16 protein-coding genes are annotated in these 20,852 nt (G+C 74.5%); 13 read left to right on the forward strand and 3 right to left on the reverse strand.

Annotation, left to right across the window (positions count from 1 at the left end):
• Positions 1-87: 87 nt before the first annotated feature.
• The 3 genes from ML5_RS23695 to ML5_RS23705 all read left to right on the forward strand — a co-directional run bounded on the left by ML5_RS23695 (position 88) and on the right by ML5_RS23705 (position 4,324).
• Complete coding sequence (locus ML5_RS23695) at positions 88-1,194, forward strand: glycosyltransferase family 39 protein (RefSeq protein WP_013476463.1); 1,107 nt, start codon at positions 88-90, stop codon at positions 1,192-1,194.
• Between the two features lie 113 nt (positions 1,195-1,307).
• Positions 1,308-3,176: a glycosyltransferase family 2 protein gene (locus ML5_RS23700; protein WP_013476464.1), complete on the forward strand. Its 1,869-nt coding sequence runs from the start codon at positions 1,308-1,310 to the stop codon at positions 3,174-3,176.
• On the forward strand, positions 3,170-4,324 hold the full coding sequence (locus ML5_RS23705; RefSeq protein ID WP_013476465.1) for a glycoside hydrolase family 26 protein: 1,155 nt from the start codon (positions 3,170-3,172) through the stop codon (positions 4,322-4,324). The genes ML5_RS23700 and ML5_RS23705 overlap by 7 nt, the downstream gene beginning before the upstream one ends.
• Positions 4,325-4,611: 287 nt before the next feature.
• Here the strand turns inward: ML5_RS23705 and ML5_RS23710 are convergent, their stop codons facing one another.
• Entirely contained in the window at positions 4,612-4,788 is a 177-nt protein-coding gene (locus tag ML5_RS23710) for a hypothetical protein (RefSeq protein WP_225319553.1), read from the reverse strand.
• A gap of 34 nt (positions 4,789-4,822) precedes the next feature.
• Between ML5_RS23710 and ML5_RS23715 the strand changes: the two genes are divergently transcribed.
• Complete coding sequence (locus ML5_RS23715; protein ID WP_143766955.1) at positions 4,823-6,055, forward strand: RNA-guided endonuclease TnpB family protein; 1,233 nt, start codon at positions 4,823-4,825, stop codon at positions 6,053-6,055.
• A gap of 50 nt (positions 6,056-6,105) precedes the next feature.
• A complete protein-coding gene (locus tag ML5_RS23720) occupies positions 6,106-6,324 on the forward strand; it encodes a hypothetical protein (protein WP_013476467.1) in 219 nt (72 codons plus the stop codon).
• 13 nt (positions 6,325-6,337) lie between these two features.
• On the opposite strand, the gene ML5_RS23725 is transcribed toward ML5_RS23720, so the two are convergent.
• On the reverse strand, positions 6,338-7,663 hold the full coding sequence (locus ML5_RS23725; protein ID WP_013476468.1) for an aminotransferase class V-fold PLP-dependent enzyme: 1,326 nt from the start codon (positions 7,661-7,663) through the stop codon (positions 6,338-6,340).
• A gap of 140 nt (positions 7,664-7,803) precedes the next feature.
• On the opposite strand from ML5_RS23725, the gene ML5_RS23730 reads away from it, so the two are divergent.
• Together ML5_RS23730 and ML5_RS23735 are read left to right on the forward strand one after the other, a co-directional pair.
• Entirely contained in the window at positions 7,804-8,694 is an 891-nt protein-coding gene (locus ML5_RS23730; protein WP_013476469.1) for a lipase, read from the forward strand.
• Positions 8,695-8,817: 123 nt separating this feature from the next.
• Entirely contained in the window at positions 8,818-11,505 is a 2,688-nt protein-coding gene (locus ML5_RS23735) for a LuxR family transcriptional regulator (protein WP_236619279.1), read from the forward strand.
• Positions 11,506-11,569: 64 nt separating this feature from the next.
• Here the strand turns inward: ML5_RS23735 and ML5_RS23740 are convergent, their stop codons facing one another.
• On the reverse strand, positions 11,570-12,328 hold the full coding sequence (locus tag ML5_RS23740) for a class I SAM-dependent methyltransferase (RefSeq protein ID WP_013476471.1): 759 nt from the start codon (positions 12,326-12,328) through the stop codon (positions 11,570-11,572).
• A gap of 181 nt (positions 12,329-12,509) precedes the next feature.
• On the opposite strand from ML5_RS23740, the gene ML5_RS23745 reads away from it, so the two are divergent.
• The 6 genes from ML5_RS23745 to ML5_RS23770 all read left to right on the forward strand — a co-directional run bounded on the left by ML5_RS23745 (position 12,510) and on the right by ML5_RS23770 (position 20,849).
• Entirely contained in the window at positions 12,510-14,789 is a 2,280-nt protein-coding gene (locus ML5_RS23745) for an FAD-dependent oxidoreductase (protein WP_013476472.1), read from the forward strand.
• Positions 14,786-15,106 (forward strand): putative quinol monooxygenase, encoded by a 321-nt coding sequence (locus ML5_RS23750; RefSeq protein ID WP_013286778.1) that lies wholly within the window; start codon positions 14,786-14,788, stop codon positions 15,104-15,106. Before ML5_RS23745 ends, ML5_RS23750 begins: the two co-directional genes overlap by 4 nt.
• The gene (locus ML5_RS23755) at positions 15,103-16,329 is read left to right on the forward strand and encodes a cytochrome P450 (RefSeq protein WP_013476473.1); all 1,227 of its coding nucleotides are present in this window, start codon (positions 15,103-15,105) and stop codon (positions 16,327-16,329) included. Before ML5_RS23750 ends, ML5_RS23755 begins: the two co-directional genes overlap by 4 nt.
• A 38-nt stretch (positions 16,330-16,367) precedes the next feature.
• Positions 16,368-17,033, forward strand: coding sequence for a TcmI family type II polyketide cyclase (locus ML5_RS23760; RefSeq protein ID WP_013286776.1), 666 nt, complete (start codon positions 16,368-16,370; stop codon positions 17,031-17,033).
• An 84-nt stretch (positions 17,034-17,117) separates the two neighbouring features.
• Positions 17,118-19,304 carry a sigma-70 family RNA polymerase sigma factor gene (locus ML5_RS23765; protein WP_236619280.1) on the forward strand — a complete coding sequence of 729 codons (2,187 nt, stop codon included), beginning with the start codon at positions 17,118-17,120 and terminating at the stop codon, positions 19,302-19,304.
• Between the two features lie 186 nt (positions 19,305-19,490).
• Complete coding sequence (locus tag ML5_RS23770; RefSeq protein ID WP_013286774.1) at positions 19,491-20,849, forward strand: pectinesterase family protein; 1,359 nt, start codon at positions 19,491-19,493, stop codon at positions 20,847-20,849.
• Positions 20,850-20,852: the final 3 nt, after the last annotated feature.

A 20,852-nucleotide genomic window follows, 5' to 3' on the forward strand; every position in this document is an offset into this window, starting at 1 on the left:
GGTGCCGCCCGCCACGCGCGGATCGCGCCTCGCCGCCCGGTCGGCTGGATCCCCGTCGCCGGCACCCACAGGGATGCGTGAGTCACGATGATGGACGCGGACACAATGGTCCTGCCCCGGCTCGGGGACGCCACGGTCGAGGATCCGTGGGGCGAGGACCGGCCGCGCCGGGTCACCGTCCGCGCCGCGACCGGCGTGCTCCGGTGGCGGATCGCGGCGTGGCTGGTGCCGGCGGTCCTGATGGGTGCGCTCGGCGCCGCGCGGATCACGGAATCCGGGGCGAGCGCCGGAGAACTCGCGACCCGGCGCGCGGCCACGTCGCCCTGGCCGGGGATCGGCGTCACGCTGACCGGCGACGACCTCGCGCTCGGGCCGTACCACCTGCTCATGCGCGGCTGGGCGGCGCTGTTCGGCGTGGCGGACCTCGCGCTGCGCGTACCGTCCCTGCTGGCCATGGTCGGTGCCGCGGCGCTCGTCGGCGCGCTCGCCGCCCGGATCGCCACGCCCGCCGCCGGCCTGCTCGCCGGCGTGATCTTCGCGGTGCTGCCGGCCTCGATCCGGTACGCGCAGGAGGCGCAGCCGTACGCCCTGGCGGTGTTCGCCGCCGTGCTCGCCACCTGGCTGCTGGTGCCCGCGCTCGACCGGCCGGGCGCGCGCCGGCTCGTGCCCTACGCGGGCGCGGTGCTGCTGCTGGGCGTGTGCCAGCCGGTGGCGTTGCTGCTGCTCGCCGGCCACGGCTGGGTCGTGCTGGCGTTCCGTCGCCGCTGTGCTCTCCGGTGGCTGGCCGCCGCGGCCCTCGGGCTGCTCCCGGTCGCCGGGCTGCTCGCCTCCGGCCTGAGTGACGGCGGGCGCCTGGCGTCCGGCGCCCGTCCCGGTGCCGCAGTGCTCGCGGCCACGCCCGGGGACCTGTTCGGCGTCGCCGCGCTCGGCGGCGTGCTGGCCGGGCTGGCCCTGTTCAGCCTCCCGCTGCGGTACGCCGCCGCGATCTGCACCGCCTGGGCGCTGGTGCCGGCGCTCGGGCTGCTGGCGCTGGCGCAGGCAGTGCCGGTCTGGTCGGCGGTGAACCTGCTGTTCACGGTGCCGGCCTGGGCGGTGCTCGGCGGGGTGGCCCTGTCCCGGGCGCGTGCCGCCGGGGTCGTCGCCGTGCTGGTGCTCGTCGCGCTGCTCGCCGTGGCGGCCCAGCTTCCCGGCTGACCGCGTGACCGGTCGACGAACGGGCGATGTCTGCCTGATTCGCCCTTTTTGCGGTTGATTGTCGGCTTAGCATTCGGTCGGCTCCTGAGCCGGAAGCAGACCATGGGGGAAACGTGGCCGTCGCCGCCGATACACGCCCGTCCCGCGCCACGACGGCCGGGCCGCCGGGCGCCCGCCCGATCGCACCCGTCCCGCCCGGGACGCCGGCGGATCCGGACCGCCGGCAGCGCAACGTCCGCGCCCGCCTGGCGTACGCGCGCTGCGGGGCCACCGCCGGTCCGCTGCGCCCGCCCCGGCGCCCCGACGCGGCGGTCGAGTTCCGGCCCACCGCCTCGGTCGCCGCGCGGCTGGTGCTGACGCTGCTGGTGCTCGTCAACAGCGCCGCTGGGCTGGTCTTCGTCGGCTGGCTGCTGCTGCCCCAGCACGTACCCGGCCCCGGCGTCGTCGGGCTCGGCGGCTGGCAGACAGTCGCCGCCCGGCTCGCGTTCTGCGTCGTCGTCGGCGTCGAGCTGATCCGCCTGGCGCAGAACGTGGTGGTCTGGGTATTCGCCTTCCACGCCCGGGATCCGGTGCCGGTCGACCCGCCGGTCGGCCTGCGGGTCGCCCTGCTCACCACCATCGTGCCGAGCAAGGAGCCGATCGAGGTCGCCGAGCGGACGCTGCGCCGGCTGCGGGAGATCGTCTACTGCGGTCACGTCGACGTGTGGATCCTCGACGAGGGCGACGACCCGGCGGTACGGGCGATGGCCGCGCGGCTGGGCGTACGCCACTTCAGCCGCAAGGGCCGGCCCGAGTACAACCGGCCCGGCGGCGAGTTCCGGGCCCGCACCAAGTCCGGCAACCACAACGCCTGGCGGGCCGAGCACGAGCACCGCTACGACGTGGTCGCCAACGTCGACCCGGACCACGTGCCGCTGCCGAACTTCCTGGAACGCACGCTCGGCTACTTCCGCGACCCGGACGTCGCGTTCGTGGTGACCCCCCAGGTGTACGGCAACATGCACCAGAACTTCGTCGCCCACGGCGCCTCGGTGCAGCAGTACCTCTACAACGGGCTGATCGCCCGTGGCGGCAACGGCCTGGACGCGCCGCTGCTGACCGGCACCGGGCACCTCTACCGGCCGGCGGCCTGGCGGACCATCGGCGGCTACCAGGACTCGATCATCGAGGACCACCTCACCAGCATCCGCGTGCACGCCGCCGTCAACCCGGCCACCGGCAACCGGTGGAAGGGCGTCTACACCCCGGACGTGGTGGCGCTCGGCGAGGGACCGACCTCCTGGGCGGACTACTTCAATCAGCAGAAGCGCTGGGCGGCCGGGATCTGCGAGATCCTGCTCCGGCGCGAGCTGCGCACACCGCGCGACCTGCCGTCCCGTCGTCGCTGGCAGTACCGGCTGCTCCAGTTCTACTACCCGAGCGTGGCGGTGAGCCTGCTGCTGGGTAACGCGGCCACCGCGCTGTACCTGCTGACCGGCGTCGACGCGGGTCGCCTCGACCCGCAGGTCTGGGCGACGCTGTGGGGGTCCACCATCGGCACCTGGTTCCTGCTCTGGCTGTGGCTGCGCCGCTTCAACATCGCCCCGCACGAGCGGGAGGAGGTGGGCATGGCCGGCATGGCGCTCGCGCTGTTCGCCGGACCGGTCTACGTGGCCGCGGCGGTGGGCGCCCTGCTGCGCCGCAAACTCGGCTTCGTGGTCACCGCCAAGGGCGCGCTGCGCACCGTCGAGTCGCCGCGTACGTTCCGGCTGCACCTGTGCTGGGCGCTCGCCGCCGCCGGACTGCTCGCGGCGAGCTTCGCGCTGGACCACGACTACCCGCTGCTGCGGGTCTGGCCGGCGCTGACGCTGCTGACCGGGCTCGCGCCGCCGTTGATCTCCTGGGTGGAGAGTCTGCGGGCGCGCCGGGACCGGGTCGCCGGCGTGGCCCGGGAGCCCCAGGTGGTGCCCCGGACCGTGGCCGAGGGTGGTGTGCCGTGCTGAGGCCGACGCTGCCCCGGATGGGCCTGGCGCTGGCCGGGGTGCTGCTGCTCGCGTACGCCTTCGTGGTGGCGCCGGGCGCGTGGCGCGACCCGGGCACCGACGCCGCGGTGCAGCGGCCCGCCCCGGCGACGCCGCAGGCGAGCACCGACGTGCCGGCGGCGGTCGTGCCGAGCCCGCGCGGCGGCGCGTTCCCGCCGGCCGGGCAGGCGTTCTTCGGGGTGATGACCGACAAGGGACCGTACGACTTCGCGCCGGTCGACCGGTTCGCCGACGCGGCCGGTCGGTCGCCGCAGGTGATGCTCTTCGGCGCGGACTGGGCGTCGGCCGCGTTCGACCGGAGCCTGTTCGACCGGATCGCCGAGCGGGGCATGATGCCGATGCTCGGCTGGGAGCCGTGGGACCACACGATCGACAAGGCGGCCCGCCGCACCGAGCTGACCGACAGGCAGATCGACCGGCTGCGCGCCACCCAGCCGGACTACCGGCTGTCCCGGATCGCGCGCGGCGACTTCGACGCGTACCTGCGCTCCTGGGCCGACGGCGTCCGGTCGCTGGGCTACCCGGTGGCGATCCGCTTCGCGCACGAGATGAACGGCGACTGGTACCCCTGGTGCGAGCGGGCCAACGGCAACCGCCCCGGCGACTACGTCCGCGCCTGGCGGCACGTGCACGACGTCTTCGCCGAGGCCGGCGCCACGAACGTCACCTGGGTGTGGAGCCCGAACGCCCGCTGGGACAAGACGACCGCCGGGCTCACCGGCCTCTACCCGGGCGACGAGTACGTCGACTGGGTCGGTGTCACCGGCTACTACGGCAGCGGCGCCTTCACCAAGACGTACTGGTCGTTCGACCAGATCTTCGGCCCGACGATCGCGGAGATCCGCAAGGTCACCGGCAAGCTGCTCGTGGTCACCGAGACCGGCGCCGCCGACGCCGCCGGGCACAAGGCCCGGTGGATCCGGGACACGTTCCGCGCCCTGCCCCGCTACCCGGGCCTCATCGGGCTGATCTGGTTCGAGGTGGACAAGGAGAAGGACTGGCGCATCGCCGGTTCACCGGCGGCGGCGACCGCGTTCGCCGAGGCGGTGGCCGCCGAGCGCTACGACGTGACCTGGTCACCGGCGGTGCGGCCACGCGAAGGCCCCTGACCTGGAGCCGTTCCTCGCCCCCGAGCACGAGATGTACGCCGCCGTCCAGGCGGACCTGCCGGACTGGCTGGACCGCTCGGAGGAGTGGCTCAGCGCCACCCAGATCCGGCTGCTGCGCGACATGCCGCACCTCAATGAGTGCACTGGCCGAGCAGCTCTGGCCGGAGCGGCAGTCGTGGCTGCCGGAGGACGTCTTCATCGGCGGCTACCGAAGTGCGGGCCAGTGCTCCGGCCTTCAGGCGGGGGAAGGCCCGCGCTGGGAGGGCCGCCAAGGCCCGAGCAGTGCCTTAACCTCGCGCCCGCTCGTTCTGCTCGGCCACGGGGACCGGCACGATGGCAGCGATCCGGCGTCCGTGGTTGGTCACGTAAAGGGTCTTGCCGTAGACGGCGACGCCGTTGAGCGCTCCGGCGAGCGTCTTGCGCAGCTCGCGGACGCTGATCTCATTTTCGCGGGTGTCACTCATAGTCGCCATCGTAACCTTGTGTACACTTGTGTGTGTGCAGCTCCGGTACAACTACCGCGTGTACCCGACGCCTGGCCAGCAGATCGAGCTGGCGCGGGCGTTCGGGTGCGCGCGGGTTGTGTTCAACGACGGGCTGCGCCTGCGTCAGCAGGCCCGGGAGGCGGGGGAGAAGTACATCTCCGACGGGGAGCTGTCCCGGCGTCTGATCACCGAGGCGAAGGCGACGCCGGAACGCGCGTGGCTGGGAGAGGTTTCCACCGTGGTGTTGCAGCAGGCACTGGCGGACCTGAACACCGCGTACCGCAACTTCTTCAACTCGATCACGGGCAAGCGCAAGGGCCGCAAGGTCGCACCTCCCCGGTTCCGCTCCCGCAAGGACAACCGGCAGGCCATCCGCTTCACGAAGAACTCCCGGTTCAAGGTCCTCGACAACGACCGGCTGCGGTTGCCGAAGATCGGCGACCTCGCAGTCCGCTGGTCCCGGACGCTGCCCTCAGGCCCGTCATCGGTGGCGATCATCCGGGATGCGGCCGGACGGTACTTCGCGTCGTTCGTCGTGCAGACGGGCGAGGACGAGGCGTTACCGCCGGTCGACTCCGAGGTCGGGATCGACCTGGGCCTGACCCACTTCGCGGTGCTCTCGGACGGCACGAAGGTGGCGGCGCCGACGTTCCTGCGCCGGGCCGCGCGCAAGCTCAAGCGGTTGCAACACGACCTGTCCCGCAAGCAGAAGGGCTCGGCCAACCGCAAGAAGGCCGTCGTCAAGGTCGCACGGGCGCACGGGCGGGTGGCCGACATGCGGCGGGACTGGCAGCACAAGCTGTCCACGGCGATCATCCGCGAGAACCAAGCGGTGTACGTCGAGGACCTGTGCGTCGTCGGTCTCGGCCGGACGCGGCTCGCGAAGTCCGTGCACGACGCGGGCTGGGCCAGCTTCACCGCCATGATGGAGTACAAGGCCGCCCGGTACGGACGCACCTTCGGCCGGGTGGATCGGTTCTTCCCGTCCACCCGCATGTGCTCCGACTGTGGCCGAATCAACGAGAAGATGGCGCTCAACGTCCGAGCGTGGGACTGCCCCTGCGGGGCAGCCCACGATCGGGACGTGAACGCCGCGAAGAACGTCAAGGCCGCCGGGCAGGCGGACTTCAACGCCCGTGGAGCGCACGTAAGACCGGGGCTCGTCCCGGCGGCGCGCAACGAAGCGGGAACCCACCCGGACGCCGCGTGTTCCACGCGCAGCGTGGAGGGAATCTCCGTCCCTTAGGGCGGAGAGGATGTCAAACCATCTCGGCGCAGGACCCGCCCGAGGTGATCATGATGGAGCGGGAGCGGCAGGCGAGGTCGCTACCCGGCCAGGAGCAGATGGTGGCTCTGTACGAGGAGGAGCAGCGGGTGATGCGCGAGTGGGTGCCGCTGGCCCAGTTCGGCGTACCGGACGAGGAGTACGTCAACGCGCGGTTCCTGATCCGCCACGACGACCTCGCCGCCCGGCGGTTCGACAGGGTGCTGTCCTTCTGCGAGTTCACCGAGTGACAGCCGGAGCGGCTCAGACCAGCGTGCGGACCGCCCGCAGCGCCGCCTCCACGTCCTGCTCGCCGTTCGCGATCGTCGCGCCGAAGCGCAGGTACGACGGCCGGTAGGGCGTGCTGCTGGCGATCACGCCGGCCGACCGCAGCCGGTCCACCGCCCGGTCCGCCGGCACGCCCGGCACCTCGCAGCAGACCACCCCGGCGGACAGGTCGGCGTCGCGCGGCGTGACCAGCCGGACGCCCCGGATCCCGGCCAGCCCCTCCTTGAGGAGGTCCGCGAGTTCCCGGGTGCGCCCGGCGACCCGGGCCGGGCCGATGCGCCGGTGGAACGCGAACGCGTCGGCGAGCGCCCAGCGGTGCTCGAAGCTGTGGTAGCCGCCGGGCGTGTGCGCCGGGCCCGGTGGCACGGGCTGCCCACCGGTGCCGCCGGCGAGCCAGCGACCGATGCCGCGCCTGTCGAAGCTGGGGATCACCGGCGTCATCCGGGCCCACGCCCGCTCGGCGGCCCAGACCAGGCCGGTGCCGCGCGGCCCGAGCAGCCACTTGTGGCAGCCGGAGACGAGCACGTCGCAGCCGAGCTGCTCCGGTGTGGACGCGTCGGCGCCGAAGCCGTGCACCGCGTCGAGGCAGAGCAACGCCTCCGGGCTGCGCTCGCGGACCGCCTCGGCCAGCCGGCGTACCGGCAGCTTCACGCCGGTGCTGGAGTGCACCCAGGTCAGCGCCACCACCCGGGTACGCGGGGTGAGCGCCGCGGTCAGTCCCGCGACCATCTCGTCCGCCCCGGCCGTGGCCGCGTCGCGGTAGAGGCGGGCCCGGCGCACTGTCACCCCGTCGCGTTCGGCGCGCAACCGCAGCGATTCATGGGTGGCGTAGAAGTCGTGCTCGGTGGTCAGCACCTCCTCGCCCGGTCGCAGGCGGATCGCGCTGTAGACCAGGCCGAGGCCCATGGTCGTGGAGTCGGTGAGCGCGATGTGGTCCGAGCGGGCGCCGAGGTGCCCGGCCGCCGCGGCGAGCACCGCCCGGTCCAGCCGTTCCTCGTTCGCGGCCAGGTAGCCGGAGGCGTCCCGGTCGAGGCCGGCGCGGTGGGTGGCCACGGCGGCCCGTACCGGGGCCGGGTGCGGGGCGAAGACGAACGTGGCCAGGTGCGCCCGGGAGCGGTCGAGCGCGAACTGGGCGCGGACGCTGTCCCAACTGGCCGGATCCAGGGCGGGCGCGTCGTCGGACACCGCGGTCCCGGCCGCCGGGCGGTCCGGGTCGCAGCCGGTGGCCAGGCCGGTGACGCCCGCCGCCGCTGTGGCGCCGAGCAGGTGCCGCCGGGTCAGGCGCCGTCGGGTCGGATGCATGGAGTCAATCGTCCGCCGTGCATGTCACGGCCGGGTCACCGTCGGTGCCGGGGGACCGGTGATTTCACCGATGCGCGTCGGCGGTCCGGGCGCGGATGCTGACGCATGTCGATGTAATTCCGGCGCAAGGAGTGACCGACGTGCCCACCACCATCCGTTCCCGTACCCCCGTCCGTGCCCTGGCCCGCCTCGCCGTGGCCGCACTGCTCGCCACCGGCGGCGCCCTCGCCGTCCCGGTCGCCGCGAACGCGGCCAGCCCCTACGAGCGCGGCCCGGCGCCCACGAACGCCATCCTGGAGGCCAGTCGCGGGCCGTTCGCCACCTCCTCGATCAACGTCTCCTCGTTGAGCGTCACCGGCTTCGGCGGCGGCGTCATCTACTACCCGACCAGCACCGCCGAGGGCACCTTCGGCGCGGTCGCCATCTCGCCCGGCTACACCGCCTCGTGGTCCAGCCTGAGCTGGCTGGGGCCGCGGATCGCCTCGCACGGCTTCGTGGTGATCGGCATCGAGACCAACACGCGGCTGGACCAGCCGGACAGCCGGGGCCGCCAGCTCCTGGCCGCGCTGGACTACCTGACCCAGCGCAGCTCGGTCCGGGGCCGGATCGACTCCTCCCGGCTGGCAGTGGCCGGGCACTCGATGGGTGGTGGCGGCAGCCTGGAGGCCGCGGCGGCCCGGCCGTCGTTGCAGGCCGCCGTCCCGCTCGCGCCGTGGAACCTGGACAAGACCTGGTCCGACGTACGGGTGCCGACGCTCATCATCGGCGGCGAGAGCGACAGCGTGGCACCGGTGGCGAGCCACTCGATCCCGTTCTACAACAGCATCCCGGCGTCCTCGGAGAAGGCGTACCTGGAGCTGAACGGCGCGAGCCACTTCTTCCCGCAGACCGTGAACACGCCGACGGCGAAGCAGACGGTCGCGTGGCTGAAGCGGTTCGTCGACGACGACACCCGCTACGAGCAGTTCCTCTGCCCCGGTCCGACCGGGTCGGCGATCGAGGAGTACCGCAACACCTGCCCCAGCTCCTGATCCCCTCCGCTCCCGGGGTGGTCGCCACGGCGGCCACCCCGGGAGCGTGTCCGCCTCTTTTCCGACGGGTTGCCCATCTGTGACACTGCATGCATGGTTTCTGCATCGACAGTGCATATAGCCTTGCGGGGCCGGGACGACGAGTGCGACGCGATCCGCCGGCTCCTCGACCGCGACGACGGCGGCGCCCTGCTGTTCCACGGGCCGCCCGGCTCCGGGCGCAGCGCGCTGCTGGCGTACGCCCGCAGGTGGGCCGGGCAGCGCGCGGTGCTCGCCGGCGGCGGCCTGGCCGACGAGGCGACACTGCCCTACGCCGGGCTGCACCGCCTGCTCGACCCGGTGCTGGACGCGGACACCGCACTCCCGGTGCGGCAACGCCGGCTGCTGCGCCGGGCGCTGGGCGGCGACGGGTGCCCGGCCGAGCAGCGGCTGGCCCTGGCCGCGGCGGTGCGCTCCCTGCTCGCCGCCGTAGCCGCGGACCGGCCGATGCTGTGCACGGTGGACGACCTCGACACCGGCGATCCGCAGAGCGCCTGGACGCTCGCCGTGGTGGCGCGCCGGCTGCGTCGGCTGCCGGTGGCGATGCTGCTGACCGCGACCGCACCGGCCACCGTCGACGGCGTACCCCCTCACCGGCTGCGCCCGCTGGACGCCCACGAGTGCCACGCGATGCTCGCCGGCCTGCGGGAGCGGCCGCCCGTGGCGGTGGCCACGGCGCTGGCCGCGCTCAGCCGGGGCAGCCCGGCGGCGCTGACCGACCTGGCCGGCACGCTCACCCCGGCCCAGTGGCGGGGCGAGGCGCCGCTGCCCGACGCGCCGCCCGTGGACGGCGCGCTCGCCGCCGCGTACCGGGCCCGCCTGGACCGGCTGCCGGTGCCGACCCGGCGGATGGTGCTGCTGGCCGCGCTCGACCCCGGAGACGACCCGGGCACCCTGGTCCGCGCCGCGTGGGCGGCCGGGCTGACCGTCGAGGCGCTCGCCCCCGCCGAGGCCGCCGGACTGCTGCGCACCGGGCCGGGCGGGGTGACGTTCCCGCACCCGCTCGCCCGCACGATGATCACCGCCGTCGCGCCGCTCGCCGACCTGCGCGCGGCGCACCTGCTGCTGGCCGGCACGCTCGCCGAGGGCACCCTGGGCCGGGCGCTGCGCCACGCCACCGCCGCCGACTGTCCCTCCGACGTGCTCGCCGCCGAGCTGACCGCGGCTGTCGACGAGGTGCCGGACCGGGCCGCCGCCGCGGTCGTGCTGCGCCGCGCCGCCGAACTGAGCCCCGACCCCGGCCGCGCCGCCGAACTGACAGTCGCGGCCGCGCGGTGCGCCTGGACAGCAGGCGACCCGGACCAGGCCCGAGGGCTGCTGCGACGCCTGCCCGCCGCGTCGCCCGCCGAGGGCCGGGCCGACCTGCTCCGCGGCGACATGCAGCTGCGCTGCGACGCGCCCGCCGCCGCGGTCGCCACGCTGCTGGCCGCCGCCGACGCGGTCGCGCCGGCCGACCGGCGGGCCGCGCTGCTGGCGCTGGTCCGGGCCGGCGAGGCCATCTGCGTCACCGGCGACCAGTACCGGTACGCCGAGGTGGCCCGCCGGGCCGAGGCGCTGCGGCGGCCCGGCGACCCGCCCGAGCTCGACCTGCTGGCCACGTTCGCCTCGGGCGTCGGGGCGACGCTGCGCGGCGACCACGCGCGCGGCGGCCCGGCGCTGCGCCGGGTCGTCGTCCTCGGCGGCCGGCTGACCGGGCCCGCGCTCACCCCCGGCGCGCTCGTCTGCGCCGCCGCGGCCGCACTGCTGGTCGCAGTGGACGGTCCCGCGCACCGGCTCGCCGGCCGGGCGGCCGAGGTGGCCCGCTCACGCGGCGAGCTGTCCCTGCTGCCCCGGGCGCTGGAGCTGCGGGCGGTCGCCGAGTACTGGCTGGGCCGGCACGAGGCCGCGGCGGAGACCGCCCGCGAGGGCGTGCGCGCGGCCCGCGCCACGGGCCAGCACGTGTGCGCCCAGGTGCACCTCGGCATCCTCGCCGTGCTGGCCGCGGTCCGCGCCGACCGGGACGCCGCGCTGGCCCGGATCGCCGAGATCGGTGACGGGGCCGCGCCGGGGAGCCGGCCGGACGCCTACGCCCGCTGGGCGCTCGGCGTGCTGGACCTGATCGACGGCCGGTACGCCGACGCGGTGGCCCGGCTGTCCGCGCTGGCCCGTACCCGCACCGGCCGGGGGCAGGTGCTGGTCCAGGTGATGGCCACGCCGTACCTCGTGGAGGCCGCCGCCCACGACGGCGGGCGGCCGGCCGCCGCGCTCGCCGTGTTCGACCACTGGGCCAGCAGTACGGCGAGCCCGTCGCGGCGGGCGCTCGCCGCGCGCTGCCGGGCGCTGCTCTCGCCGCGCGGTGGTCCGGAGGCCGAACGGGAGTTCCACGCGGCGCTGCGGCTGCACCCGGCCGACACCGACCGGTTCGAGCGCGCCCGCACCGAGCTGCTGTTCGGCCGCGAGCTGCGCCGCCGGCGCCGGCCGCGGGACGCCCGCGCGCACCTGCACCGGGCCCGGGAGGCGTTCACCCTGCTCGGCGCCGCCGTCTGGGCCGACCGGGCGGGGGAGGAGCTGCGCGCGGCGGGGGAGTCGGTCGGGCCGGTGCGGCACGGCCCGGAGCAGTTGCTGACCGGGCAGCAACTGCACATCGCCCGGCTGGTCGCGGAAGGGGCGACCAACCGGGAGATCGCCACCCGCATGTGCCTGTCCACCCGGACCGTCGACCACCATCTGCGCAACGTCTTCCACCGGCTGGGCGTGCGCTCGCGTACCGAACTGGCCCGACTGCTGTCCTGACCGCCCGCCGCCGTCGGGCGCCCGCGCGGCGCCGGTCGCCGCCGGGCCGGGTGCGCCGCCGGGGTCAGCGCAGTGCGGCCACCGCGGCGTCCGCGCCGCCGCGCCAGAGCACGCCGGCCTCGGTGAAGCCCGCCGCGCGCAGCGCGTCCAGGTGCCACGCCGCGGGCGGGTTCCACTCCGGGCTGTGCCCGGTCGGGTAGATCTGCCGCCGCTTCTCCACCAGCGGCCCGAGCACCGGATCGTCGGCTGCCTGCTCCCACCAGTCCGACCAGGACAGCGCCGCGCCCGCGCGGTGCCGGGCCGCCCGCTGCTCGCCGGCCCGCGTGTGCAGCCGGTCGGTCAGCGTCGGCATCCCCTCGTCGGGCATGTGGTCGGCGTTGACGAACACCCCGCCGGGGCGCAGCACGTCGCGGATCTCGCCGTACAACCGCGCGAGGCGCGGGCCGTCGAGCCAGTGCAGGGCGGTCGCGGTGAGCACGGCGTCGTAGTCGCGGTGCGGCAGCGCGGCGGCCCAGTCGGGCCGGTTGAGGTCGGCGGTCACCACAGTGGCCCGCCCGGCCAGCGCCGCCTCGGCGAGTGTGAGCAGCACCGGGTCGAGGTCGAGCACCGTCACCTCGGCGTCCGGCCGGCGGGCCAGCGTCCGCAGGCTGATCGATCCGGTGCCGCCCGCGAGGTCGAGGACGCGTGGCGGCCGGTCGCCGGCGACCGCCTCGACGGCGTCGAGCATCGCCGCGAAGCGGTGCTCCCGGTCGGGCAGGTACGCCTCCTGCTGCCGGTCCCAGCTCTCCTGCCAGGCCCGCACATCCAAATCGTAAGGAGTCATGCCGCTCACGATAGTTACCGCCGGTGGACCTGTCGAGGCTTGTTGCCAAAGTTTTGCAATAAGCGCCGCCGTCCCGGCGGCGTCACCGGGACCGGACGTGCGGCGGGTCGACGGTGACGAGCGGGTGACGCGCGCTGCGGCAGGGTCGCGGCACGACGACGGCACCGTTCGAGGGGGCTGCATGATCAGGACGATGCTCCGGCTGCGCGCGCACACCGGCTGCGAGCCCGCGGTCGGGCCGGCCTTCGAGACGGTCGCCGGGCAGCTCGGCGCGCTGGCCGGCAACCTGCGGCACGAGCTGCTGCGCGACGCCCTCGACCCGCGCGGCTTCGTCGTCGTCACCGAGTGGGCCGACGACGCGGCGCTGCGCGCGTACCGGCGGGGGCCGGTGGCGGCCCGCCTGGCCGACCTGCTCCGGCCGCTGACCGAGCCGGACGGCGACCCCGGCTACCCGCTGATGCGCGAGACCGGGGACGGGACGGGTCCGGTCTACGTGGACGTCGAACTGACAGTGCCGCTCGACCGGCTCGCCGAGTTCCACAGCGGCTACCCCGAGGTGGTCCGGCGGATGGCGGCGATACCCGGCTACCGCCGCGAACAACTGCTGCGGGAGCCCGGCTCGGACATCCACCACATCTTCGCCGAGTGGGACGGCGCCGCGCCGTTCCTCGCCTGGATCGGCGACCCGGCCCACGCCTCGGCGCAGGCCGGGCCGATCGCGCCGTTCCTTCTCGACATCCGGCGCCGGCTGTTCCACGTCGTGCCCGACGCGGACGGACGCCGACAACCCACCACGGGCTGGGAGGCCGACGTGCACAGGACAACAGACGTACTCGTCGTCGGGGCGGGGCCCACCGGGCTGACCGCCGCCGTCGAACTGGCCCGGCGGGGCAGCGACTGCCTGGTGATCGACAAGCAGGCCACCCCGCCCGGCCACGCCGACAAGGCGATCGGTGTGCACTGCCGCACCATGGAGATCTGGGAGGAGCAGGGCGTCGTCCGCGAGGCCATGGACGCCGGCATCTGGCTCACCGGCAACACGGTCTTCGTCAACGGCGAGCAGACCCACCGGATGAGCTGGGAACTGCCCGGCCTGCCGTACGCCCACCTCGGCCTGCCGCAGTACGAGACCGAGCGGATCCTCACCGCCCGGCTGGCCACGCTCGGGGTCCGCCCGCAGCGCGGTGCCGAACTCGTCGACTTCACCCAGGACGCCGACGGCGTGACCGCCACAGTCCGCACCGCCGACGGCGGCACCGAGACGGTACGCGCGGCGTACCTGGTCGGCGCCGACGGCGCGCACAGCCGGGTACGGGAGCGGCTCGGGCTCACCTTCACCGGCGGGCTCGGCCGGTTCCCGCAACTGTTCATGCTGGTGGACGTCGACGTGGACTGGGACATGCCGGACGGGCACCTGCTGCGGTTCCTGCACATGACCGACGGGCAGATGGACGGGATGCTCGTCTGCGTACCGCTGCGCGGCGAGCACCGCTACCGCATCGCCACCCTCGCCCCGCCCCGGTTCTTCGCCCAGACCGGCGGGCGCGACGCCCCGCCCGGATTCAGCGAGGAACTCGACGAACCGACGATCGAGGACGTGCAGGCCGCGCTGGACCGCCTGGCGCCACCCGGCACTCGGGCGAGCAACCTGCGCTGGTCGTCGGTGTTCCGGATCAGCCACGGCATCGTCGACCGCTACCGCGACGGTCGCGTGTTCGTCGCCGGGGACGCCGCCCACCTGCACCCGCCGGCCGGCGGCCAGGGCATGAACACCGGCATCCAGGACACCTGGAACCTCGCCTGGAAGCTCGCCCTGGCGGTACGCGGTCTCGCCGCGCCCGGCCTGCTCGACAGCTACGAGACCGAGCGGCGGCCGGAGGGCGAGGAGATCGTCGGCCGGGCGGTACGGATGGCCGGCACCGAGGAGGTGGACCGCGCCGACCTGGAACGGCAGTTCCTCCAGGAGATGTCCATGCTGCTCAGCTACGCCGGCAGCCCGCTGGTCGGGGAGACCGTCGCCGACCCGGCCGCGCTCGGTGACGCGCCCCGCCCCGGCGACATCGCGCCCGACGTCGACGGGCTGCGCCGGCGCGGCGTCGGCCACCCGCTGCGGCTGCGCGACCTGACCCGGGGCACCCGGCACACGCTGCTGCTCTACGCCGACCGCACGGCCGACGCGGGGCAGTTGGCCGCGTTCACCGGCCTGTGCGCCGACGCGCGCCGGCTCGCCGGCGGGGAAGTCGAGGCGTACCTGCTGCTCGACCCGGACGCCGACGAACCGCGACTGCTCGACCCGCCCGTGGTGCGCGACGCCGAGCGCCGCTTCCGCGCCGCGTACGGGCTGGACGGCACCGGCCTGTACCTGATCCGCCCGGACGGGCACATCGGGTTCCGGGGCGCGCCGGTCGACCCCGACGCGCTGCGCAAGCACCTGCACCTGGTGTTCGGGAGCGCCCGGTGAGCCGGGTCCGGACCGTGCTGTCGATGCGGACCCGGGAGGGCTGCGAGGAGCGCTTCGAGGCGGAGTGGCTCACCGCCGCCGAACAGATCCGCACCCTGGACGGCTGCCTGCACCAGGACCTGGTCCGCGACGCCGACGACCCGCGCAGCTATCTGATCATCAGCGACTGGGCGGACCGCGAGCGGCTCGACGCGTTCGGGCGCAGCTCGCACCGGGACCGGCTGCTGAGCATCATCCGTGAGCTGCGGGAGTCCGCCGACCGGCACACCTACCAGGTGCTGCACAGCGTGACCGGCGAGCCGGGGGAGGGGCGATGACCGACGACGTGGTGCCGGCGAGCGAGCTCTACACCGACGCGTTCGCGGCCGACCCGTACCCCACCCTGGCCCGGCTGCGCGCCGAGCGGCCGGTCTGCCCGGTCGGCTCGCCGCGCTTCGACTCCTGGCTCATCACCCGCTTCGACGACGCCCGCACTGCGCTGACCGACCCGCGCCTGTCCAAGGACCTGTACGGGCCGGAGCAGCACTACCTGAAGATCTTCGGCCCGAACTCCGAGGGTCTGAACCGCAACATGCTCAACTCCGACCCGCCCGAGCACACCCGGCTGCGCCGGGTGGTGTCGCAGGCGTTCGCGCCCCGGCGTATCGAGGCGCTGCGCCCCCGGGTGGCGTCGATCGTCGACCAGCTCATCGACAAGATGGCGCCGCACGGCGAGGCGGACCTGATGCACGACTTCGCCATCCCGCTGCCGATGACAGTCATCTGCGAACTGCTCGGCGTGCCGCCGGCGGACCACGGCCGGGTGCTCGACTGGACCCAGGTCATCCGCACCTCCGGCTCCACCAGCCGGCCCCCCGCCGAGGAGCGGGCGGCGGTGCAGGAGGCCCAGCTCCGGCTGCACCACTACCTGGCCGGGCTGGTCCGCGCCAAACGCGACGACCCGGCCGACGACATCATCGCCGCGCTGATCAAGGCGGTCGACCAGGACGGGACGCTGTCCGAGGCGGAACTGGTCACCACCACGTTCCTGCTGCTGTTCGCCGGGCACCAGACCACCGCCGACTTCCTCGGCAACGCCGTACTGGCCCTGCTGACCCACCCCGAGCAGATGGAACTGCTGCGCGCCACGCCGCGTCTGCTGCCCGCCGCGATCGAGGAGCTGTTGCGCTTCGACGGGCCGCTGCCCGTGGCCAGCCCGCGCATCGCCACCGAGGACGTCGACTACCAGGACGTACGCATCCCGCGCGGCGCGATCGTCGGTGTCGCGATCAACGCGGCCAACCACGACCCGGCGCATTTCGCCGACCCGGACCGGCTGGACCTGCGCCGGGTGCGGGGCCCGCACCTCGGGTTCGGTCACGGCGTCCACTACTGCCTGGGCGTCTCACTGGCCCGGATGGAGGTCGAACTCGCGCTCGGCGCGCTGCTGCGCCGGCTGCCCGGACTGCGTCTCGGCGTGCCGCTCGCCGAGGTGCGCCGGCTCCCCGCCGCCTCGCCGTTCCGCGGCCTGCTGGAACTGCCTGTCACCTTCACCGCGTGACGGCGCCGCCGTCCGAACCCACCCACCAAGGAGCAGTCATGGTCTTCCGCAACGTGATCGTCTGTCACATGGTCCCCGGCAGCGAGCAGATCGTCGGCGGCGTGTTCGGCCACTACGACCAGGCCACCCGGCCGCAGGACCTGGGCGTCATCGGCCGGTACCTGCTGTCGCACCACGACCTCTACATCCACGTGATCGAGCGGGAGCAGGACCCGCGGATCTCCGGGCAGACCCGCGGCCTGCCCGCCTTCCAGAAGATCGCCGAGGAGATCGGCCCGTACGTCACGCCCTACCCGCGCTACTGGAAGAACCCGTCGGACTCGGTGGCGAAGGAGTTCTACCACTGGGCGCCCGAGGGCGAGCCGCCAGCCGACACCACGCTCACCGTGATCGTCGGGCGGATCAAGCCGGGTGCCGAGCCGGACGTGGCACGGGTCTTCGCCGAGTCCGACGCCGGGTCGCTCCCGGCCGACCTCGGGGTCACCGGGCGCTGGCTCTACTCGATCGACGACGTCTACGTGCACCTGCTCGAACAGGAGTCGTCGGCGGCCGAGGCCACCCGGGACCAGCACGGCGACAAGCCCGCGTTCGGCAAGGTGATGCAGGACCTGGGCCCGTACATCGAGCCGTACCGGCCGGACCGGTGGCAGGGCCCGCAGGACTCGGTGGCCACCGTCTTCTACCGCTGGCAGGCCCAGGACTGAGCGCCCCGGACGCGACCACGAGCGGGGTTTACAACCCGGTGACCCTGTGTCAGCCTCGTGGGCGCGCTCCCACGATCGCCGGCGGTGGCACGTCTCCCGGGAGCCGGAGGGCGGTGCGCCGTGGCGGCGGCGGTGGACGTCGAACTGGTGACGGCGGCACGCCAGGGTGACCGGGCCGCGCTCACCGCGCTTCTCGCCGCCCATCTTCCGCTGGTGTACAACGTGGTCGGACGCGCGCTGGCCGGGCACGCCGACGTCGACGACGTGGTGCAGGAGGTCATGCTCCGCGTCGTCGAGCGGCTGCCCACGCTGCGCGAGCCGGACCGGTTCCGCGCCTGGCTGGTCACCATCGCCATCCGCCAGGTCCGCGAGCACGCCCGCCGCCGGGCCGGGGCCCGCCAGGTGCCGCTGGATCCGTACGCGGAGGTGCCGGATCCGGACGCGGACACCGCGGGCGCGGCCCTGTCCGAGGTGGACCGGGACGCCCGGCGACGGGACGTGCTCTCCGCGGTCGCCTGGCTCGACGCCGACGACCGTGAGGTGCTCGCGCTGTGGTGGCGGGAGCTGGACGGGGAGCTGACCCGCGGCGACGTGGGCGAGGCACTCGGGGTCGGAGCCTCCCACGCGGCGGTCCGGATCCAGCGGATGCGCTCCCGGCTCGCGCAGGCGTACACCGTCCTGGCCGCGTGGCGGGCCCGGCCGCGCTGCCCCGGCCTGGCCGTCGCCGCCCGGGCGTGGGACGGCACGCTCGTGCCGCTGTGGCGCAAACGGCTGAGCCGGCATGTCCTGGCCTGCCCGGCCTGCCTCGCCGCGGGCGGACGCCGCGGCACGCCGGAGCAGATCCTGCCCGGCCTGGCCGGGCTGGCGGTGCCGCCCGGCCTGGCCGCCGGACTGCGCGCGGCGCTCGAAGCGCAACCGGCGGTGGTGGCGGTCCCGCCCGTGGCGCCGGCCGCGGTGGGCGGCCTGCGGCGGGCGTTGTCGTCGAAGGCGGCGGTCGCCGCCGGCACGGTCGCGGTCCTGGCCGTCACCGCGCTCACCCTTGCCGTGCGCCACGAGCCGGACGGCCCGGACGGTGTGGTGGCCGCCGCGCCGACGCTCCCGGTCCGGGGCGGGCCGTCGGCCGCCGCAACGCCGTCCGCTTCCCCGTCCGCCGTCCCGTCGCCGCGTCCGTCGCGTGCGCTCACCGGCGTGACCGACGCCGACATCGTCGTCGCCCCGGACGGCAGCGACGACGGCGACGGCAGCCTCCGCCGCCCGTACGCCACGCTGAACCGGGCGGCCGAGGTGGTCCGGCCCGGCCAGACCATCGCCCTGCGCGGTGGCACGTACCGGATGACCGAGCCGGTGACCATCGGTACGGACGGCACGGCGGACCGGCGCATCGTGCTCAGCGCATACCGGGGCGAGCGGCCGGTGCTCGACGCCGCCGCGGTGCCCGCGGACGCCTGGGCCGTCACCCAGCGGACCGCCTGGTGGACCGTGCAGGACATCGAGGTACGCGGCTCCCGCAGCCACGCCTGGGTCTGCCGGGCCTGCTCCCACACCGTGTTCCGTCGCCTGTCCGTGCACGACAACGCCCGTTCCGGCCTGACGCTGCGCGACCCGGGCACAGTGGGCAACCAGGTGCTCGACAGCGACTTCTTCCGCAGCTACGACCCGGCGGACCCGGGCGGCGCCGGCGTGGGGCTCGCGGTCAAGTTCGGCGACGGCGCGGGCAACGTGCTGCGCGGCAACCGGACCTTCCACAACGCCGACGACGGCATCGACCTCGGCGGCTTCGCCGACCCGGTCACCGTGGAGCGGAACTGGTCCTACGGCAACGGGCAGAACCGGTGGGGCGTGACCGGCTGGGACAGCAACGGGTACGGCTTCTCGCTCGGTGGCGGGGAACCGGTCCCGGCCGGTCACCGGGTGCGGGACAACGCCGCCTGGGGCAACCGGGGGCACGGATTCGGTGTGGAGGCCAACGCCGGCCGGATCGACCTCACCGGCAACACCGCGTTCCGCAACGGTGGCGCCGGCTTCGACCTGACCGGCGCCGGCGGCACGGCCCGATGGAACCTGGCCCTGGACAACCGGACGCCGGCCCGGGGCGGTGAGCGCGTCGCCGCCACCGGAAACTCGTGGGACGACGACGGCTGGAGCGCCGCCCGGCTGCGGTCCACCGATCCGCGGACGGCCGAGGGGCCCCGGCGCGCCGACGGGAGGTTGCCGTCCACCGGCTACCTGGGCACCGGCACCCGGCTCGGCGCCGACCTGACAGCCCGCTGAGGCGCCCGGCGGAAAACCGGCGCGAGAAAAAGCGTTGTCGCGGCCGGACCGCCCCGTCTGTGTGGTGACGGGTAGCCGGGCAGCATCCGTCACCGGGCACCGGCTGCCGCCGTGAGGGCCGCCGCCAGCGATGGCGGTGACGGCGGAGGCCGACACACCGCACACCCAGGATCCCCGGGGAGAACCGTGAGACATCTCGTCCGACGACGGGCGGCGGCCCTGTTCGCCGTCCTCGTCACCACCACCGCGACCGCCGCCGTCGGCGTCGCCACCGCCGGCCCGTCCCAGGCCGCCGCGGGCTGCCAGGTCGGCTACCGGGTCACCGCGCAGTGGGCCGGCGGCTTCACCGCCGCCGTCACCATCCGGAATCTCGGCGACAGCCTCACCGGCTGGCGTCTCGGCTGGACGTTCCCGGCCGGGCAGTCAGTCACCCAGGCGTGGGGCTTCACCACCAGCTCGACAGGCGCGTCAGTGGTCGCGGCCAACGTCGACTGGAACGCCACCATCGGCACCGGCGCGAGCGTCGAGGCCGGGTTCAACGGCACCTGGAACGGCGTCACGAACCCGAGCCCGGCCACGTTCACGCTCAACGGCGTCACCTGCACCGGCTCGTCCGGCTCGCCCACGCCCACCGCCGCGCCGACGTCACCGCCGCCGACCGGCACGGCGACCGTGGCGGCCGACGGCACCGGCACCTACCGCACCGTGCAGGAGGCCGTCGACGCGGTGCCGGCGAACAACACCACACGGCGGGTCGTCACCATCAAGCCGGGCACCTACCGCCAGGTGGTGCGGGTGCCGTCGAACAAACCCCACATCACCTTCCGGGGACTCGGCACGTCACCGGCGAACACCGTGATCGTCTTCAACAACTCGGCGAACAGCAGCGGCACCTCCGGCAGCGCCAGCATGTTCGTCGACGGGTCCGACTTCGTGGCGGAGAACCTGACCATCGCCAACGACTTCGACGAGGGCTCGGTGACCAGCGGCCAGCAGGCGGTCGCGCTGCACCTCAACGCCGACCGTGCGGTGCTGCGCAACGTACGCCTCCTCGGCGACCAGGACACCTTCCTGGTCAACGACCGCACCCGGGCGTACGTGGTCGACTCCTACGTCGAGGGCACCACCGACTTCATCTTCGGCGGCGGCACGATCGTCTTCCACGCCTGCACCATCCACGAGAAGCGTTCCAGCGGCGGCACCGTCACCGCCGCCAGCACGGACGCCGCCAAGACGTACGGCTTCCTGTTCTACCGGTCGACGATCACCGGCACCGGGAACAACAACACCACCCTCGGCCGGCCGTGGCGCCAGGGCGCGCAGGTGCTCTACCGGGAGTCCACGCTCAGCGGCACGGTCCGCAACGCCCAGCCGTGGACGAACATGGGCGACGCCACCTGGCAGAACGCCCGCTTCTCCGAATACCGCAACACCGGCCCCGGCGCGACGGTCAACGGCAACCGGCCGCAGCTCAGCGACGCCCAGGCCGCCACCTACACACCGCAGAGATACCTCGCCGGCACCGACGGGTGGAACCCGTTGTGATCA

Source organism: Micromonospora sp. L5, assembly GCF_000177655.2.
Taxonomy (GTDB): Bacteria; Actinomycetota; Actinomycetes; order Mycobacteriales; family Micromonosporaceae; genus Micromonospora; species Micromonospora aurantiaca.